The 16,010-nt window shown below is 42.5% G+C and carries 12 protein-coding genes; 4 read left to right on the top strand and 8 right to left on the bottom strand.

The window, feature by feature from the left end:
• Positions 1 to 126 precede the first annotated feature (126 nt).
• The gene (locus tag HKX39_RS10725) at positions 127 to 603 is read left to right on the top strand and encodes a methylated-DNA--[protein]-cysteine S-methyltransferase (protein WP_171679969.1); all 477 of its coding nucleotides are present in this window, start codon (positions 127 to 129) and stop codon (positions 601 to 603) included.
• Positions 604 to 800: 197 nt separating this feature from the next.
• Here HKX39_RS10725 and HKX39_RS03665 read toward each other — a convergent pair whose 3' ends face one another.
• The 5 genes from HKX39_RS03665 to purL all read right to left on the bottom strand — a co-directional run bounded on the left by HKX39_RS03665 (position 801) and on the right by purL (position 9,219).
• Positions 801 to 1,094 (bottom strand): nucleotidyltransferase family protein, encoded by a 294-nt coding sequence (locus HKX39_RS03665; protein WP_171679968.1) that lies wholly within the window; start codon positions 1,092 to 1,094, stop codon positions 801 to 803.
• Positions 1,078 to 1,494, bottom strand: a complete 417-nt coding sequence (locus HKX39_RS03660) for a nucleotidyltransferase substrate binding protein (RefSeq protein WP_171679967.1) — start codon at positions 1,492 to 1,494, stop codon at positions 1,078 to 1,080. The genes HKX39_RS03665 and HKX39_RS03660 overlap by 17 nt, the downstream gene beginning before the upstream one ends.
• A 343-nt stretch (positions 1,495 to 1,837) precedes the next feature.
• Positions 1,838 to 3,430 (bottom strand): glutamine-hydrolyzing GMP synthase, encoded by a 1,593-nt coding sequence (guaA, locus tag HKX39_RS03655; protein WP_171679966.1) that lies wholly within the window; start codon positions 3,428 to 3,430, stop codon positions 1,838 to 1,840.
• A 20-nt stretch (positions 3,431 to 3,450) separates the two neighbouring features.
• Positions 3,451 to 4,911, bottom strand: a complete 1,461-nt coding sequence (gene guaB / locus HKX39_RS03650) for an IMP dehydrogenase (protein WP_171679965.1) — start codon at positions 4,909 to 4,911, stop codon at positions 3,451 to 3,453.
• A gap of 267 nt (positions 4,912 to 5,178) precedes the next feature.
• Entirely contained in the window at positions 5,179 to 9,219 is a 4,041-nt protein-coding gene (gene purL / locus HKX39_RS03645) for a phosphoribosylformylglycinamidine synthase (protein WP_171679964.1), read from the bottom strand.
• Between the two features lie 319 nt (positions 9,220 to 9,538).
• Between purL and HKX39_RS03640 the strand changes: the two genes are divergently transcribed.
• A complete protein-coding gene (locus tag HKX39_RS03640; protein WP_171679963.1) occupies positions 9,539 to 10,432 on the top strand; it encodes a serine hydrolase in 894 nt (297 codons plus the stop codon).
• 69 nt (positions 10,433 to 10,501) lie between these two features.
• On the opposite strand, the gene HKX39_RS03635 is transcribed toward HKX39_RS03640, so the two are convergent.
• Positions 10,502 to 11,203, bottom strand: a complete 702-nt coding sequence (locus HKX39_RS03635; protein ID WP_171679962.1) for an alpha/beta hydrolase family protein — start codon at positions 11,201 to 11,203, stop codon at positions 10,502 to 10,504.
• Between the two features lie 96 nt (positions 11,204 to 11,299).
• On the opposite strand from HKX39_RS03635, the gene HKX39_RS03630 reads away from it, so the two are divergent.
• Positions 11,300 to 11,752, top strand: a complete 453-nt coding sequence (locus tag HKX39_RS03630) for a GatB/YqeY domain-containing protein (RefSeq protein WP_171679961.1) — start codon at positions 11,300 to 11,302, stop codon at positions 11,750 to 11,752.
• Positions 11,753 to 12,351: 599 nt separating this feature from the next.
• On the opposite strand, the gene dinB is transcribed toward HKX39_RS03630, so the two are convergent.
• Entirely contained in the window at positions 12,352 to 13,410 is a 1,059-nt protein-coding gene (dinB, locus tag HKX39_RS03625; RefSeq protein ID WP_171679960.1) for a DNA polymerase IV, read from the bottom strand.
• A gap of 250 nt (positions 13,411 to 13,660) precedes the next feature.
• On the opposite strand from dinB, the gene HKX39_RS03620 reads away from it, so the two are divergent.
• Positions 13,661 to 14,026: a hypothetical protein gene (locus tag HKX39_RS03620; RefSeq protein ID WP_171679959.1), complete on the top strand. Its 366-nt coding sequence runs from the start codon at positions 13,661 to 13,663 to the stop codon at positions 14,024 to 14,026.
• On the opposite strand, the gene HKX39_RS03615 is transcribed toward HKX39_RS03620, so the two are convergent.
• Positions 13,982 to 15,949 carry a UvrD-helicase domain-containing protein gene (locus HKX39_RS03615; protein WP_171679958.1) on the bottom strand — a complete coding sequence of 656 codons (1,968 nt, stop codon included), beginning with the start codon at positions 15,947 to 15,949 and terminating at the stop codon, positions 13,982 to 13,984. The two genes, HKX39_RS03620 and HKX39_RS03615, sit on opposite strands and share 45 nt — an antisense overlap.
• Positions 15,950 to 16,010 lie beyond the last annotated feature (61 nt).

Here is a 16,010-nt window from a genome sequence, read left to right as displayed (position 1 = left end):
GGGTTGGTTCATTATGGAGAGGCTTGTGGTTATAATTTTCTCTATATGTCTTGCTGCCAGCCATTCTATAATATAGAAATCAAGTTTCGCTACACCCTCTCATACACTATTTAAGAAAAACATACCATGAGCACCGTAAATTTTGCCATTTATCCATTTCCTTTTGGTTTCTTACGCATTGACTATGAAGGTGATACGACTACCTTTTTTGATAAAGTCGACCAACCTGAATATCATGGACAACGCACGGAATGGAGTGATAAAGCCTACCAAGAGTTGATTGACTATTTAGAGGGGAAACGCAAAGATTTTTCGTTTAAATATAAACTCAACGGCACAGACTTTCAGCAAAAGGTATGGCGTGCCTTAAGTGAGATTCCCTATGGCGAAACACGCACTTATAAAGAGATTGCCATCGCTATCGGGCAGCCTAATGCCACTCGTGCTGTCGGCAATGCGAATAATAAAAACCCGATGATTGTCGTCATCCCCTGTCATCGCGTTATTGGTTCTGACGGTAAACTCATCGGTTATGCTGGTGGATTGGAGATGAAAAAAGCTTTACTACGCTTAGAAGCCGAACATAGTGAGATATTGAGGTGAGTTTGGGGGTATGGGATGGTCAAATGAGAAATGCTCTTAACGTATGGGAATTAATCGTTATGCGAGGAAATACTCAAGAACATTGACTACATGCGGTGATAAAAGCCTCTCATATTCATGAGCCTAGAATCAATTTGGCGTTTAGAACATTTGTGGGTTGAGAATAGGTCTCTTACGAGATAATTCCTAAATCCCTATTATTGAATCACTTCAAATTGTTTTTGAATGATTTTTCTAAATTGCTCACTCGTTAATGCCCAATCCACTATATCTACTTTCCAAGGCAAATCAGACTCAGAAAAAGCATCCTTTAGATTGGCGTGAACTTCCAACGATAAAGGCTTGTCTGTCATGACTGCCAAGTCAAGATCAGAATAAGGTTTATGATGACCATTCACCCTAGACCCAAAAGCCCATACCGTTGCGTATGGTATATGTTGTTGCAAGATACTTTTAACAATAAAAAGCTCTTGTTCACTGAGATGTAGCATTGATTTGTTGCTGTAATGTTTGCACTAAAAATTGGGCTTCAGTCAAAAACTCTGGAATACCATTAACCACTAATATCGCTGTCTCTTCATCATAGGTATGACTAGTTCGGCTGCGCATATCACGATACTTTCGCCATGCTTGCCAATCTCCTAAGAGCAAACCTTTTTCATTAGCTGTACGAATCAAATCTTGAAAACTCATGCCATCGAACAATTCTGGATTAGCCGATGTATTTTCTAAAAAACGCTTCAACATCTTATGACTAATTTCATAAGTAAACTCAAAACGCTGAATTAAACCATCTCTAATCTGTATATCTGAAATATCTGAAAAATAGCGCTTTAGACCTTCATCTAAACGCTGAATAGCATTGCTTAATGGTGTTAAATCAAATTCCATATACTATCCCCCTCTTAGAGAAGCATGAATTTTTGAGTGTAACAGTATAGAACAGGATTGTCTATGCATGTAAATGCAAAACAGCCCTCAAGGGGCTGTTTCTGGTCTTAACTCTTCCACCTCGTAACTCATAGGTTACTCCGACTCGTTAAGCGCAAAACAGCCCTCAAGGGGCTGTTTCTGGTCTTAACTCTTCCTCGGAGTTTTTGCAAAAACTCCGAATAAATTGGCTAAAAACAGTCCGCAGAGGACTGTTTTTTGTCCAATTTACTCCACTTCGAGCCAGAGGCTCTCAGAATAATTAGGCAAGGAATAGTCCTCAATGGACTATTCCTTGTCCTAATTATTCCCACTCGATGGTTGCGGGAGGTTTGCTTGAGACGTCGTAAGTTACACGGTTAATGCCGCGTACTTCGTTAATAATACGTCCAGACACTTTTGACAATAATGGGTATGGTAAATGTGCCCAATCAGCTGTCATAAAGTCTGATGTCTGTACTGCACGTAATGCCACTACGTAGTCATACGTACGTCCATCGCCCATCACACCCACTGACTTCACGGGTAAGAATACCGCAAAGGCTTGTGAGGTGAGGTCATACCATGATTTGCCTGTCTCTGGATCGATATGGTTACGCAATTCTTCGATAAAGATGGCATCGGCACGGCGTAATAAGTCCGCGTACTCTTGCTTCACTTCACCTAGGATACGCACGCCTAGACCTGGTCCTGGGAATGGATGACGGTAAACCATATGGTGCGGTAAGCCTAAGGCAATACCCAACTCACGCACTTCGTCTTTGAATAATTCACGCAATGGCTCTAGCAATTGTAAATTTAGTGTTTCTGGTAAACCGCCTACGTTATGATGCGACTTAATAGAAACGGCTTTACCTGTTTTAGCGCCTGCTGATTCAATCACGTCAGGATAAATCGTGCCTTGTGCTAACCATTTGGCATTCACTAACTTACCGGCCTCTTCTTGGAATACTTCCACGAATTCACGGCCGATAATCTTACGTTTTTGCTCTGGATCTGATACGCCTTCAAGGTGTTTCATAAACTGATCAATCGCATTTACACGAATGATTTTTACACCGAGATTCTTGTGTAAAACTTCCATGACTTGGTCGCCTTCATTGAGACGTAACAAACCATGATCCACAAATACGCAAGTCAATTGATCGCCAATCGCACGATGGATTAACGCTGCTGCGACAGATGAGTCTACACCACCTGATAAACCAAGGATAACTTCATCATTACCTACTTGTTCACGGATACGCTCTACAGCCTCTTCAACATAGTTAGGCATTGTCCAGTCGCCTACGCAACCACAAATATCTAACACAAAGCGATGTAATAAGGCCTTACCTTGAACGGTATGTGTTACTTCTGGGTGGAATTGCACCGCATAGAAACGACGCTCTTCGTCTGCCATACCTGCAATTGGGCATGACGGTGTCGATGCCATCAATTTAAAGCCAGGTGGCATTTCTGTCACTTTATCACCATGGCTCATCCACACTTTTAATAATGGATGACCGTCTTTGGTACGTCCGTCTTCAAGTGTATTTAATAGGGCTGTTTGACCATGCACCTGAACCTCGGCATAACCAAACTCACGGTGATCTGACCAAGAAACGCTACCACCCAATTGGTTAGCCATCGCTTGCATACCATAGCAGATACCCAACACTGGCACATTAGAAAGAAACACAGCATCGGTGACTTTCAATGCTCCCTCTTCGTAAGCTGAAGAATGGCTACCCGATAGAATGATACCTTTTAAACCTAAAGCTAATTGCTCACGGATAAACTGATCATCCACATCACCCGGATGGATTTCACAATAAACGCCAGCTTCACGAACACGACGCGCAATGAGTTGCGTCACTTGTGAACCATAATCAAGAATTAAAATACGTTGGTGCATAGTCATACCAGTTAATAAAATTAATCCGCACGGTAATTTGGTGCTTCTTTTGTAATTTGGACGTCATGTACGTGCGATTCACGTACGCCTGCCGCCGTAATTTCGACAAACTCAGTCTGTGTACGCATTTGCTCAATTGTTGCGCAGCCACAATAACCCATTGAAGCACGTACGCCACCGACTAATTGATAAATAATCGCCAATACACTACCTTTATAAGGTACTCGACCCTCGATACCCTCAGGGACTAATTTATCGGCATTGCTACCTGAATCTTGGAAATAACGGTCTGCTGAACCTTTTTCCATTGCACCAAGGCTACCCATACCACGGTATGATTTATACGAACGACCTTGGAAAAGAATCACTTCACCCGGTGCTTCTTCTGTACCAGCAAACATGCCACCCATCATACATGCGTATGCGCCAGCCGCTAATGCTTTAGACACATCACCTGAGAAACGAATACCGCCATCAGCAATTAATGGTACGCCCGTACCCTCTAAGGCTTTCGCGACATCCGCAATCGCCGTAATTTGAGGCACACCGACACCAGCAACAATACGCGTTGTACAAATAGAGCCTGGACCAATGCCGACTTTAACACCATCCGCACCAGCCTCTACCAAGGCTTTAGCTGCTGCACCAGTTGCGATATTACCACCGATAACATCCACTTTAGGGAAGTTTTGTTTTACCCAACGTACGCGATCAATCACACCTTGTGAATGACCATGTGCTGTATCTACGATAATTACATCGACACCAGCCGCCACCAATTTAGCCACACGCTCTTCTGTGCCTTCACCTACACCGACCGCGGCACCCACACGCAACTGACCTAAGGCATCTTTATTAGCATTAGGATGTTCGTTATTTTTATAAATATCTTTTACTGTCGCTAGACCACGTAGCTCAAAGGCTTCATTCACAATCAACACGCGCTCTAAACGGTGTTTGTGCATTAATGCCTGAGCATCTTCCAAAGTACTATGCTCTAACATCGTCACTAACCGCTCTTTTGGTGTCATTACATTAGCAATGACCTCGTCTAAGCGATCTTCAAAACGTAAATCACGGTTTGTCACGATACCGACTAATTTGCCATTTTCAACGACAGGCAAACCTGAAATACCATTTTCTTTTTGAAGCGCAATCGCATCACGCACTTTAGTCGTTGGTGATACTGTCACCGGATCGATCACAATACCAAACTCATGGCGTTTGACACGAGACACCTCAAGGGCTTGCTGATCTGCCGACATGTTTTTATGAATAATCCCAATCCCACCCTCTTGTGCCATAGCAATCGCTAGACGAGACTCGGTAACCGTGTCCATCGCCGCAGAAACTAAAGGGATATTAAGAGAGATATTACGAGTGAGTTGAGTTTTAAGAGACGTGTCACGAGGTAACACATTTGAATACGCTGGTACCAATAGTACGTCATCAAAGGTAAGCGCTTTTTTAACTAGACGCATGAATTTACTCCAAGCACAAAAATCGATTATACGCTGTTTAACGTTTATTTTCAAGGAACTACGCGATATGAATGCAATGTGTTTCGGTATAATTTTGATGTTAATGAACTATTTATGAATAGTCTTCTACAAAAAGAGCTTCCCCGGAGATGAGTTTGTGCACAAAGCGAGTTGTGTACGTGAGTGCGAAGCACGAGGGGCACGCTGTCTGAGCGACTGCCAAACCTCATGTAGGGGGAGCTCTTATTTACAGAATAATTAACCTCTTTATTTCAAAAACACACGCGCATTCATAAACATTCGCATCCATGGTGAATAATCACCACCTTCATCTGCCGCCCCCCAACGCTCTGGCGACCACGACATCATCACATTACGTGTCACACGCTCTGGATGCGGCATCATAATCGTAAAGCGACCGTCATCGGTCGTTACACCGGCAATACCATTGATGCTACCGTTAGGGTTAGCTGGGTAGGCTTCGGTAATCATGCCGTTATTATTAACATAACGTAAAGCCGTCGCGACCTGATCCACATTACCTTGGGCATTGAAGTTTGCAAAACCTTCACCATGCGCCACAGCCACCGGCACTTGAGTACCCGCCATGCCATTAAAGAAGATAGACGGTGATTCAGGAATTTCAACCATACATAGGCGTGCTTCGTATTTTGCCGACATATTGTAAGTAAACTTCGGCCAGTTTGATGCACCTGGAATCATATCTGCCAATGTGGCCATCATCTGACAACCATTGCATACCCCTAAACCAAATACGTCTGGACGATTAAAGAATGCATTAAATTGCTCTGCTAGTTGTGCATTAAAACGAATGGTCCGTGCCCAACCTTCACCCGCACCTAATACATCACCATAACTAAAGCCACCGACAGCCACCAGACCTTGATAGTCTGATAATTTCGTACGCCCCGTAATTAAGTCCGTCATATGTACATCATATGGAGCAAAACCCGCCTTATCAAAGGCCCATGCCATCTCGATATGGCTATTACAACCTTGCTCACGCAAAATCGCAACCGATGGACGAGCGCCTGTCGAAATATAGGGTGCCGCAATATTCTCTTGTGGGTTAAAGTTCACTTTCGGACGCATGCCCGGATCAGTCGTTTCATTCCAACGATTAAATTCAGCTAAGGCTGTTTTTGGATTATCACGATGACGCATAATCTCATAGCTTACCTTGCTCCACTCTGCCCCTAAGTCCGCACGAGCAAAGTCAAAAATTACGCGACCATCACGATAGAATTCAATCTTATCGCTATTATTCAAACTACCAATCACATGAGTACATAGTGATAAACCCGCTTCGCGTAGGACTTGTAATACGGCATCACGATCGCTACTACGCACTTGGATAACCGCACCCAACTCCTCATTAAAGAGGGCTTTAAAGGTACTTTCATCACGTTGCACAGTGACTTGTTCTGGACGAATCTTATAATCCCCCCAATCCGCACTATTACTATCAAAGGTCAGCATATCAACATTAACAGAGACACCTGTATGACCTGCAAATGCCATCTCGGCTACTGTCGCAAATAAACCGCCATCAGAACGATCGTGATACGCCAAAATCGCGTCATCTTGCGCTAAAGCACGAATCGCTACAAAGAACTTACGTAATAATTCTGCATCTGTTAAATCTGGTACTTCATCACCGAATTGATTAGTGACATGCGATAAAATAGAACCCCCGAGGCGATTTTTACCCTGACCTAAATCAATCAAAATAAGAGCCGTATCACCTTGGTCGGTACGCAATTGTGGTGTAAGCGTCTTGCGTGCATCATTAACATTAGCAAACGCTGTCACGATTAAAGATACAGGTGAAATCACTTCTTGTTTCTCACCACCCTCTGTCCATGAAGTTCGCATAGATAGCGAATCTTTGCCTACTGGAATAGATAAACCCACTTGTTGGCAGAACTCACTCACCGCCGTTACCGTATCAAACAACGCAGCATCTTGTCCTTCTACACCTGTCGCCGCCATCCAGTTAGCTGATAATTTAATATCTTCAATACGCTGAACATCTGCCGCCACCAAGTTAGTCAGTGCTTCTGCAACCGCCATACGACCAGAGGCTGGCGCATTCACAATCGCTAATGGCGTGCGCTCACCCATCGACATTGCTTGACCGGTATACCCTTCGAAACTATCTAGAGTAACCGCACAATCTGCTACAGGCACTTGCCAAGGCCCTACCATCTGGTCACGCGCATTTAAACCACCTACTGTGCGATCACCAATCGTGATAAGGAACGTTTTATTCGCAACTGTTGGATGACGAATCACCTTACGGCCAATCTCATCAAAGTCTAAACCCACCACATCGACTGGCTTATCCGTAAACGCTACACGTTGTACATCACGGTGCATGCGTGGTGGTTTACCTAAAATCACATCAATAGGTACATCCACTGGACGAACAACCGTCGCTGTCTGTGTGCTCGTCTCGCCCTCTTCTCCAGGCAAGCCCTCACCATCCACAACGCGGAGAACACGCTCTTCTGTCGCCATACCTACCACAGAATACGGACAACGCTCACGTGCACAAATCTCATCAAATGTGGCTAAATTCTCAGGCAGGATAGATAATACATAACGCTCTTGAGACTCGTTACTCCAAATCTCTGCCGCTGACATGCCAGACTCTTCTAAATTGACACGTTTTAGATCAAAAATCGCCCCACGTCCCGCATCATTTACTAATTCAGGAAAGGCATTTGATAATCCACCAGCACCCACATCATGGATAGCCACAATTGGATTATCCTCTAAACGACGCCAACACGCATCAATGACTTCTTGAGCACGACGTTCAAGCTCTGGGTTACCACGTTGTACAGAGTCAAAATCTAAACTTTCGGTATTTGAACCCACACCCATACTGGACGCTGCACCACCACCCATACCAATACGCATACCTGGACCACCCAACTGAATTAATAGGGCTCCAGCTGGAATTTCATTTTTGTGCGTTAGCGAATCATCGATACTACCCAAACCACCCGCAATCATAATCGGCTTGTGGTAACCCCATTTTTTGCCCGCTACAGTTTGTTCAAAGACACGGAAATAGCCCAATAAGTTAGGACGTCCAAACTCATTATTAAAGGCAGCACCACCGATAGGACCTTGGACCATAATATCAAATGGTGTTGAAATGCGACTAGGCATACCATGAGAGTCTTTTTCCCAGGTTTCGGTTGCCTCATCAAGATGTAAGTTAGACACCGTAAAGCCTGTTAGACCTGCTTTAGGTTTAGAGCCACGACCTGTTGCCCCCTCATCGCGAATCTCACCACCTGCCCCTGTGGCTGCACCCGGGAAAGGTGCAATCGCTGTTGGGTGATTATGCGTTTCCACTTTCATCAAAGTATGCGTGAGACGCTCTTTTGTTTGATAGCGAGCAGCAGTCGCTTCCCCTGCTTCTGGATAATAACGGTTGATAGAACGGCCCTGCATAATCGCCGCATTATCCGAATAAGCAACAACAGTACCCTCTGGTTGAGCCTTATGGGTATCGCGAATCATGCCAAATAAAGTCTTATCTTGTGCCTGACCATCAATTGTCCATGAGGCATTAAAAATCTTATGGCGACAATGCTCACTATTGGCTTGAGCAAACATCATCAACTCTACATCAGTGGGATTACGCCCCAAATCCGTAAACGACTGATTTAAATAATCAATTTCATCATCAGATAGCGCAAGTCCTAATGTTGTATTGGCACTTTCCAGCGCAGAACGCCCAGCACCCAACACATCAATCTGTTGTAACGGTTTGCCTTCTAATTCATTCATCAGCACAGACGCATCAAAATCGGCCGTCACTACTGATTCAGTCATGCGATCATGCAATAAATCAGCTACCTGATTTAATTGCTCTTGTGAGACTTTCTTACAACCCAACCAACCTGACTCTGGTACCAATAGATAAGCGATACCTCGTTCGATACGTTTGACTTTAGCGAGTCCACAATTATGGGCAATATCTGTGGCTTTACTGGCCCAAGGAGAAACTGTCCCCAAACGAGGAATCACTCTTAGGGTCAACGCATTGTCGAGAGAAGCACTGGTCTGTAAAGGTTTACCATAATTTAGAAGCTGCTCTACTTGAGCTTGCTCTGTTGCAGTTAAGTCACCATCTGTAAATACATAATGCTCATAACTCGCATAAATATGCTGAACGGGAATGTCGAGCTTTTGGATATCTTCTATGAGTTTTTCTGATTTAAATGCAGAAAGGGCTGTAGAGCCGGGGATAAATTGATAAGTCGTCACTTTGGAGTTTCGCTTAAAAAATGGCTGAAAAAATAAAGTCTCTATTTTACTTGGTTTAGCATTTTTTTTCTAAGCTTTACCTCCTTTACGCAAATAAATCCCCACCGATTTTCAATACATTTTTCAGATAAAACAATACGTTAATATTGTTTATGAAGTATGAGTATTTTTCCAAATTAAGTCATATTTTTTGAAAATTTGCATCATACCTAAAAATTTTTTTAAAAAATAAGCATAAATATTTAATTTATATATAGTTTTTTCAATCAATTACGGTTATAATTACTCATACCCTAAACCTATAATAATTGATATTGCCATGTTGTACTCTTTTACTAGACGTCTATGCTTTGGGACTTTATGTGCCCTCTTTCTTGGTTCTACAGCTCAAGCCCAAGAAGACAACCTTAGCGGCGCAGATGATTTAACCCCTGCCAAAGTGGTTGGTTTTGCTGAAAATGGCGGACAGATTAACTCTGAAGTCGCTCTTGTCATGTCTCTTGATGACAATCATATTCATTACTCAAAAAATATGAATACGGTTCGTCCTATCGCCTCTATTTCTAAGTTAATGACTGCATTGGTCATTACTCGCTCAAAAGTAAATCTTGACGAAATCATCACCATTACGAGCGATGACATTGATCGTGTAAAGAACTCTAGCTCTCGCTTATCTGTGGGCACATCGTTGACTCGTCGTGAGGCACTATTATTAGCCTTAATGTCTTCTGAAAATCGTGCAGCACACGCTCTAGCACGCACATACCCTGGCGGTCTATCGGCATTTGTCCGTGAAATGAATGTGATGGCACGCAATATCGGGATGACTCGTAGTCGCTTTGTAGAGCCTACAGGTCTATCACCACTCAATGTTGCCTCTCCACAAGATTTAGTCCGTTTACTCCAAGCGACAGCCAAAGAAAAACTGATTCATCAATTTTCTACCTCTGACGACTATTCGATTGTGACAAGCAATGGTCGCCCTCAACAATACCGTAACACCAATCGTCTTGTTCGCAATAATGATTGGAAAATTAATATTTCTAAAACTGGTTACATTCGTGAGGCAGGCAACTGTCTTGTAATGATTTCCAAGGTAGAAGGTAAAGAAATGGCTATCGTGCTACTAAATGCACAAGGCGGTGTAACACGCTTTGCCGATGCTGTTCGTGTACGCCATATCGTACAAAACGACTACCCTTCGCTCTACTAGTCGTAACTTTCTCATTGAGCCTACAATTAACAAAAAACCGTATCGCTTTTGATACGGTTTTTTTATGCATTAATGTAAGGTCTCGTCCTCAGTACTCGCCACTTCAGCTCCACCTCCTTGAGCCTCTTTCCAGTAGCGTAATGGCACACACGTTAATAGCCGTTGTACCATTTGCTTCATCAACTCTTCATCAAAAGAGGTTTCTGGTAAATGAGCCACATCAATGGTCGCATCCCCTTCACACATGGCAATCGCTTGTTGCGCAGTGACCGTATGCGATACAGGCACTAGCTTATCTTTACTAGCATGCAGTAGATGAATCGTTTGCTCCAAAGACATCACACGATTAGGCAACTCAGCAAAACGCGAACCAAAACTAATAATTCGTCCTGCCAGCGGCTGTTCTAACTTAGCAAGTTCTAAGACCAAACTCCCTAATTGCCCCACACCAACCAATGCAGTCGCTATCGGCTCAATTTTTAACTGTGCTTGAAAGGCTTTGATAAAACCTTGAATATCCTGCTTATGCGTATTTACCAACGCACGGACTTCCTCATCATTGAGTGTCTGCTCCTCTAATAACGCTTTATGATGTAATAAAGCTCCACTTGGTGTCGCTAAAATAATGGCTGCCTCTCTAAACGTTTTAGCGATATGTTGAAAAAAAAGCTCTACGTTTTTATTTCTGCTCGTATCCGCAAAAATAATAAATAATTGTGCAATCGCCCCACCTTGTGGTTGCAATGCGTGTTCAATAGCAAAAACTGACATTATCCTTCCTATGCATGCTTTCAAATCTTCAAATGAAAAGATGCGCTTTCTGATAGAATAGTATTTTACCCAATTTCATTTAAAGTAGAGATTACCATGTCATTAAAGCAAAAGATTAGTGATTCCGTGAAAGAAGCCATGCGCGCTAAACAAACCGCACGTTTAGCGACCTTACGTTTTTTACAAGCGGCGATCAAACAAAAAGAAGTAGATGAGCGCGTAGAGTTAGATGACAATGCGGTATTAGCCATTATTGAAAAACAAATCAAACAACGCAAAGAATCCATTGCCGCTTTTGAAAATGCTGGTCGTACCGAGACTGCTGAAGCAGAAAAAGCAGAATTAGCAGTGCTTTCTGAGTTCTTACCAGAGCAAGCCTCTGATGAAGAACTCGCTGCTGAAGTCGCCAAAGCGGTTGCTGAAGTCGCGGCTCAAGGTGTTACTGGTGCACCAGCGATGGGTAAGGCAATGGCGATTCTTAAGCCAAAACTTGCTGGTCGTGCAGATATGAGCAAAGTATCGCAATTGCTTAAGGCGGCATTGGCGTAAGAGATACGTAGTCACTACGCATGTTGATTACAATCCCCTACGACAGAACTTGTGTATTCGCTCTTAAATGCCAACTAGCATTATGTGCATACACCACTCTACCTGCAGGTTTTTGTCAGTCGCTTGTCATTAGTTGCTAATTAACCATCAGGTTCGCTGCACATTTCGCGCAGTCGCTCGAACAGAGCCTCACTGCGTTCGCCTAACTCGCTTTGTGCATCGAAACGTCTCCGCAAACCTTAAGTACTTGTATTAATCACAATCACCTACTTCAGAACTTGTGTATTCGCTCGGACAGCAAAGTGCGTCGCTATCGCTCGCCGTTTGCAAACTCGCTCGGTACATCAAGTTCTCTCCGTAGGTGCTTGTGATAGTGCTAATGAGCACCAGACCACACGGAGAGACATTCACTCGTAGCGACATTGGAAACGGCGAAGCACTTTCCGGAGCAAGAGTGAACTGTCTGTAGTGTGGTCTAATCAATACACAAGTTCTGCAGTGAGGACGATATATAGCGAACAGTCTGCAGTGTGGTCATTAATACACAATGTTCTGTAGTGAGGACGATACATAGCAAGTATGAACTATCTATGACAAAATCACAAAAGCACCAGCTGTTGCACTTCGTCTTCATCATTAAACGACGATAATCCCACCCCTAATAGACGGAATAACTGCTTGGGCATCTCTCGATAAATATCTCGTAAAATCCCCAATACCACTTTTTCCAAATCCTCTGGATTATTAAACGCAACACCAAAGGTTTTGCTTCTTGTAATGACCTTAAACTGCTGTGTTTTAAGCTTTACCGTAATGGTGCGACCAAAGCGCTTTTTTCGTAAAGTCTGCGTCCATAATTTCTCACACAAGGTATGCACATCACCTTTCATTTGTGCGATTGGCTTATCCTCCTCAAACGTTGTCTCTGTGGATATCTGTTTCGCTAATTGACGCTCTTCTACTGGGCGCTCATCAATCCCTCTCGCCAGTTCATGCAGTCTAAAACCATATTTACCAAAGTGATGCACAAGCTCATCTACACTACGTTGTGCCATATCAGCAATGGTAAACATTTTAAGTTGGTGAAACTTCTTAAGAGTTACCTTACCTACACCAGGAATTTTTTCAAGTGGCAATGGTAATAAAAACTCCATCACCTTTTTAGGGGGGACCACACAAATCCCATTGGGTTTATTCCAATCTGAAGCAATTTTGGCAATAAACTTATTCGGTGCCACACCAGCCGAAGCGGTTAATTGCGTTGTCTCAAAAATCTCAGCACGAATACGATTGGCGACCTCTGTTGCCGAAGCTATGCCTTTTAAATTATGTGTTACATCCAAATAAGCCTCATCCAGAGACAACGGCTCAATCAAAGGCGTATATTGCTCAAAGATAGCGCGTACCTGACGAGAAACAGCTCGATAAAGATCAAAATGAGGGGGAATATATATCGCATGAGGACAAAGCTTTTTAGCGCGCGATACAGACATTGCTGAACGAAGCCCAAACTGTCTTGCCTCATAAGAAGCGGCACATATCACTGAGCGAGGGCTATCCCATGCCACAACAACAGGATGCCCTTTTAAATGAGGATTTTCTCGAAGTTCTACAGATGCATAGAATGCATCCATATCAATATGTATAATTTTCCGCATTGAATCGCGACTTTAGTTTTTTTAACAGTAAAATTCACCTATTTGCTATTGTAACTAAGTCTTGATTGTAATATGCTAAGAGAGTTAATACTTCCTTTCATACACTCATCGGACATAAGAATGAAAAAATTGATTGCTCTTACATTTATCGGTCTTTGTTTAAGCGCTTGTGCACAGAAAAATCTCCCCCCTGCTCAACCAGCTGATATTCCTCCTCCTACTAATCTTTTACAATAATGATTAAAAAGTGATGTCTGAGAACGAAACTTTTATTAGCACTTATGCGCGTCATCTTGGCGATGATATTGAGGGGTTCGAGATAATAACGCAAGTCAATGGTCTCAGCTTATCTATTGGCTTTGTATTAGGTCATAATAACTTTGACCTATTACCCTCTATTATTCCTGCTGAGCGCTTTCAAGACGGCTCTGACATTCATGTCGGTGAGCTACTTAGTGATACGCTAAGTGTAGCGGATGAACTTGAATCTATCCTTGCCAATATGAATGATAATGATACGGTTATCTTTTTCTGTGAAAATGAAACCTTAATTAAAGAAGCATTACTCTTTTTAAACTTTCCTGTCGAAGATGAGCCGACGCATACCTTGCAATAAGGCCATCACGCCCAACCGAACTGATGTTATCAAATCCCTTTGTCCCAATTGGCGCAAAGGGATTTCTTCTTGTAATTCCTTAACAAAACACGAAGGATTATCATCATCGTAACACAGATACACCCTTTCTTTAGCTCGTGTTATCGCCACATATAATACCCTGCGTTCACTTGCGTGCGGATAAGTTTCCTCTTGCTGAATAGGCTGATAGCACTCTATTTTTTCCGAAGGTAATCCATACTCACCAGCATTCAAATTAAGCACAATCACATAATCCGCCTCCATCCCCTTTGAAGCATGGATACTCATTGCTTTTATGGTGAGATCAGGATAACAACTTTGCCATTGACATAACTGTGTATCACTTGGTAACTGATGGTTAAAACGTGCCAGTAATAAACAGCTCACCTGTCTAGCAGTATGGGCTTTCCCTTGAATATCCTTAACAATGCGACTAATAAGTTTCTCATTAGGCAATTGATTGGAGAGTTCAGCAGGTAACCCCACTAAAACAAGACTTTCTTCGGAAGACTTTAATGCACTGAGTTTTTTACGATATTGTTGTGGATTTTTTTGAATAAATCGACTGCTAATATCACACAAACCCTGATGAAATCGAAATGTTTGATCCAATGCAATAATGGATGTTGCACCAAAATAATACTCTATATCTCGAATATAGCCTAATCGACTACCCGCAAACTGATAAATCGTTTGCCAATCGTCCCCCACCAAAAATAGACGAATACTCTCTCTTTGCTGCTGTATTGCTTGAATTAATTGCAAACGAATCAAAGAAATATCCTGAAATTCATCAATTAAAATATCTGTCCATGGCACCACAAAAGCACCTTGATTGATATAGTTGGTCGCTCGCACAATCATACCATCAAAATCAATCTCTCCCTGTACTTGTAAATGTCGCTCATATGCTTGATATAAAGGTAGTAATAATTGAATAAGCGCTTCTGGAAACATGCGACCAAAATAAGCACTCTCTGGGGCAGGCTGTTGTGCCAATTGCAGACTATCTATACCCTGACTTTTAAAATAGAGTAATAAGGACAACAAGCCATCTAGCAATTGATCTACTCGCCCACTACTTCGTACGATATCCCTATCCAATGGAAAAGCAAATAAATGCTCCGCTAGCTTAACATCCTTCTCATAGAACAAACATCGCGTGCCATAAGACTGATGTATTGCCTTATATTGCTGCCTGACATGTTCTGATAACCCTTTATCCCATATATCGATATAAGTCCGACTATCTGGTAGATAAAAACTGCAGCGATAGGGCATCCCTTGCATATAGTAATCTGGAGCATAATGTGCCTTATATATATAAGGAATACCCATCAAATAAAAGAAATTAGCTAAACATAACTCCGCTTGGTTTTCAACATAATCATCATTCAATGTCCGTTTAGGATGGTGCTCTCTCATCTCCTCTACATAGGAAAAATAATGATAAATCCATTGTCTATATCGGATATCTGAACGACTTAAGACCTCAAATTGCTGTCTTAAAAAAATACGTAAAGCACCTTCATCTATTAAAGAAGTCAGTTGAGGTCGCTTTCCTTCTACCTGCTCAACAATATAAAGCCCCAGACTATGAAAAGTTCTTGACTTAAATTTTTCTAATTTATTCCTAGTAATACCATACTGCCTACTTAAACTCTGCTCCACTCGCTGCTGAACTTCTTGCGCTGCCTCAACAGCAAATGCCAAGGATAAAATATGTGTTAAATCCAATTGATGCACTTCATATAAATAAGCAATACGTCCTAGCAGAGTACTTGTTTTCCCCGTACCAGCACCCGCTAAAACCAGCGTAGTAGCTGACTCGCTAGTGCAAGCCAAATATTGTTTTTCTGTTAACGGATGTTTCTCTAGATTGGCAAACACTTCATTTCTCATCTATCACACCTCCTATTTACATAACGTAAAACCTTATCCCCTACGCATTTTTACACCCCAT

The organism is Pelistega suis (genome assembly GCF_013133795.1).
In the GTDB taxonomy this organism is placed as follows: domain Bacteria; phylum Pseudomonadota; class Gammaproteobacteria; order Burkholderiales; family Burkholderiaceae_B; genus Taylorella; species Taylorella suis.
Note: the sequence above shows the minus strand (reverse complement) of the source record. Positions and strands in the feature narration are given on the sequence as shown.

Excerpts from the sequence above, each read along its gene's own strand:
- HKX39_RS10725 (WP_171679969.1), top strand. The coding sequence starts at position 127 with ATGAGCACCGTAAATTTTGCCATTTATCCATTTCCTTTTGGTTTCTTA.
- HKX39_RS03665 (WP_171679968.1), bottom strand. The coding sequence starts at position 1,094 with ATGCTACATCTCAGTGAACAAGAGCTTTTTATTGTTAAAAGTATCTTG.
- HKX39_RS03660 (WP_171679967.1), bottom strand. The coding sequence starts at position 1,494 with ATGGAATTTGATTTAACACCATTAAGCAATGCTATTCAGCGTTTAGAT.
- guaA (WP_171679966.1), bottom strand. The coding sequence starts at position 3,430 with ATGCACCAACGTATTTTAATTCTTGATTATGGTTCACAAGTGACGCAA.
- guaB (WP_171679965.1), bottom strand. The coding sequence starts at position 4,911 with ATGCGTCTAGTTAAAAAAGCGCTTACCTTTGATGACGTACTATTGGTA.
- HKX39_RS03640 (WP_171679963.1), top strand. The coding sequence starts at position 9,539 with ATGTTGTACTCTTTTACTAGACGTCTATGCTTTGGGACTTTATGTGCC.
- HKX39_RS03635 (WP_171679962.1), bottom strand. The coding sequence starts at position 11,203 with ATGTCAGTTTTTGCTATTGAACACGCATTGCAACCACAAGGTGGGGCG.
- HKX39_RS03630 (WP_171679961.1), top strand. The coding sequence starts at position 11,300 with ATGTCATTAAAGCAAAAGATTAGTGATTCCGTGAAAGAAGCCATGCGC.
- dinB (WP_171679960.1), bottom strand. The coding sequence starts at position 13,410 with ATGCGGAAAATTATACATATTGATATGGATGCATTCTATGCATCTGTA.
- HKX39_RS03620 (WP_171679959.1), top strand. The coding sequence starts at position 13,661 with ATGTCTGAGAACGAAACTTTTATTAGCACTTATGCGCGTCATCTTGGC.
- HKX39_RS03615 (WP_171679958.1), bottom strand. The coding sequence starts at position 15,949 with ATGAGAAATGAAGTGTTTGCCAATCTAGAGAAACATCCGTTAACAGAA.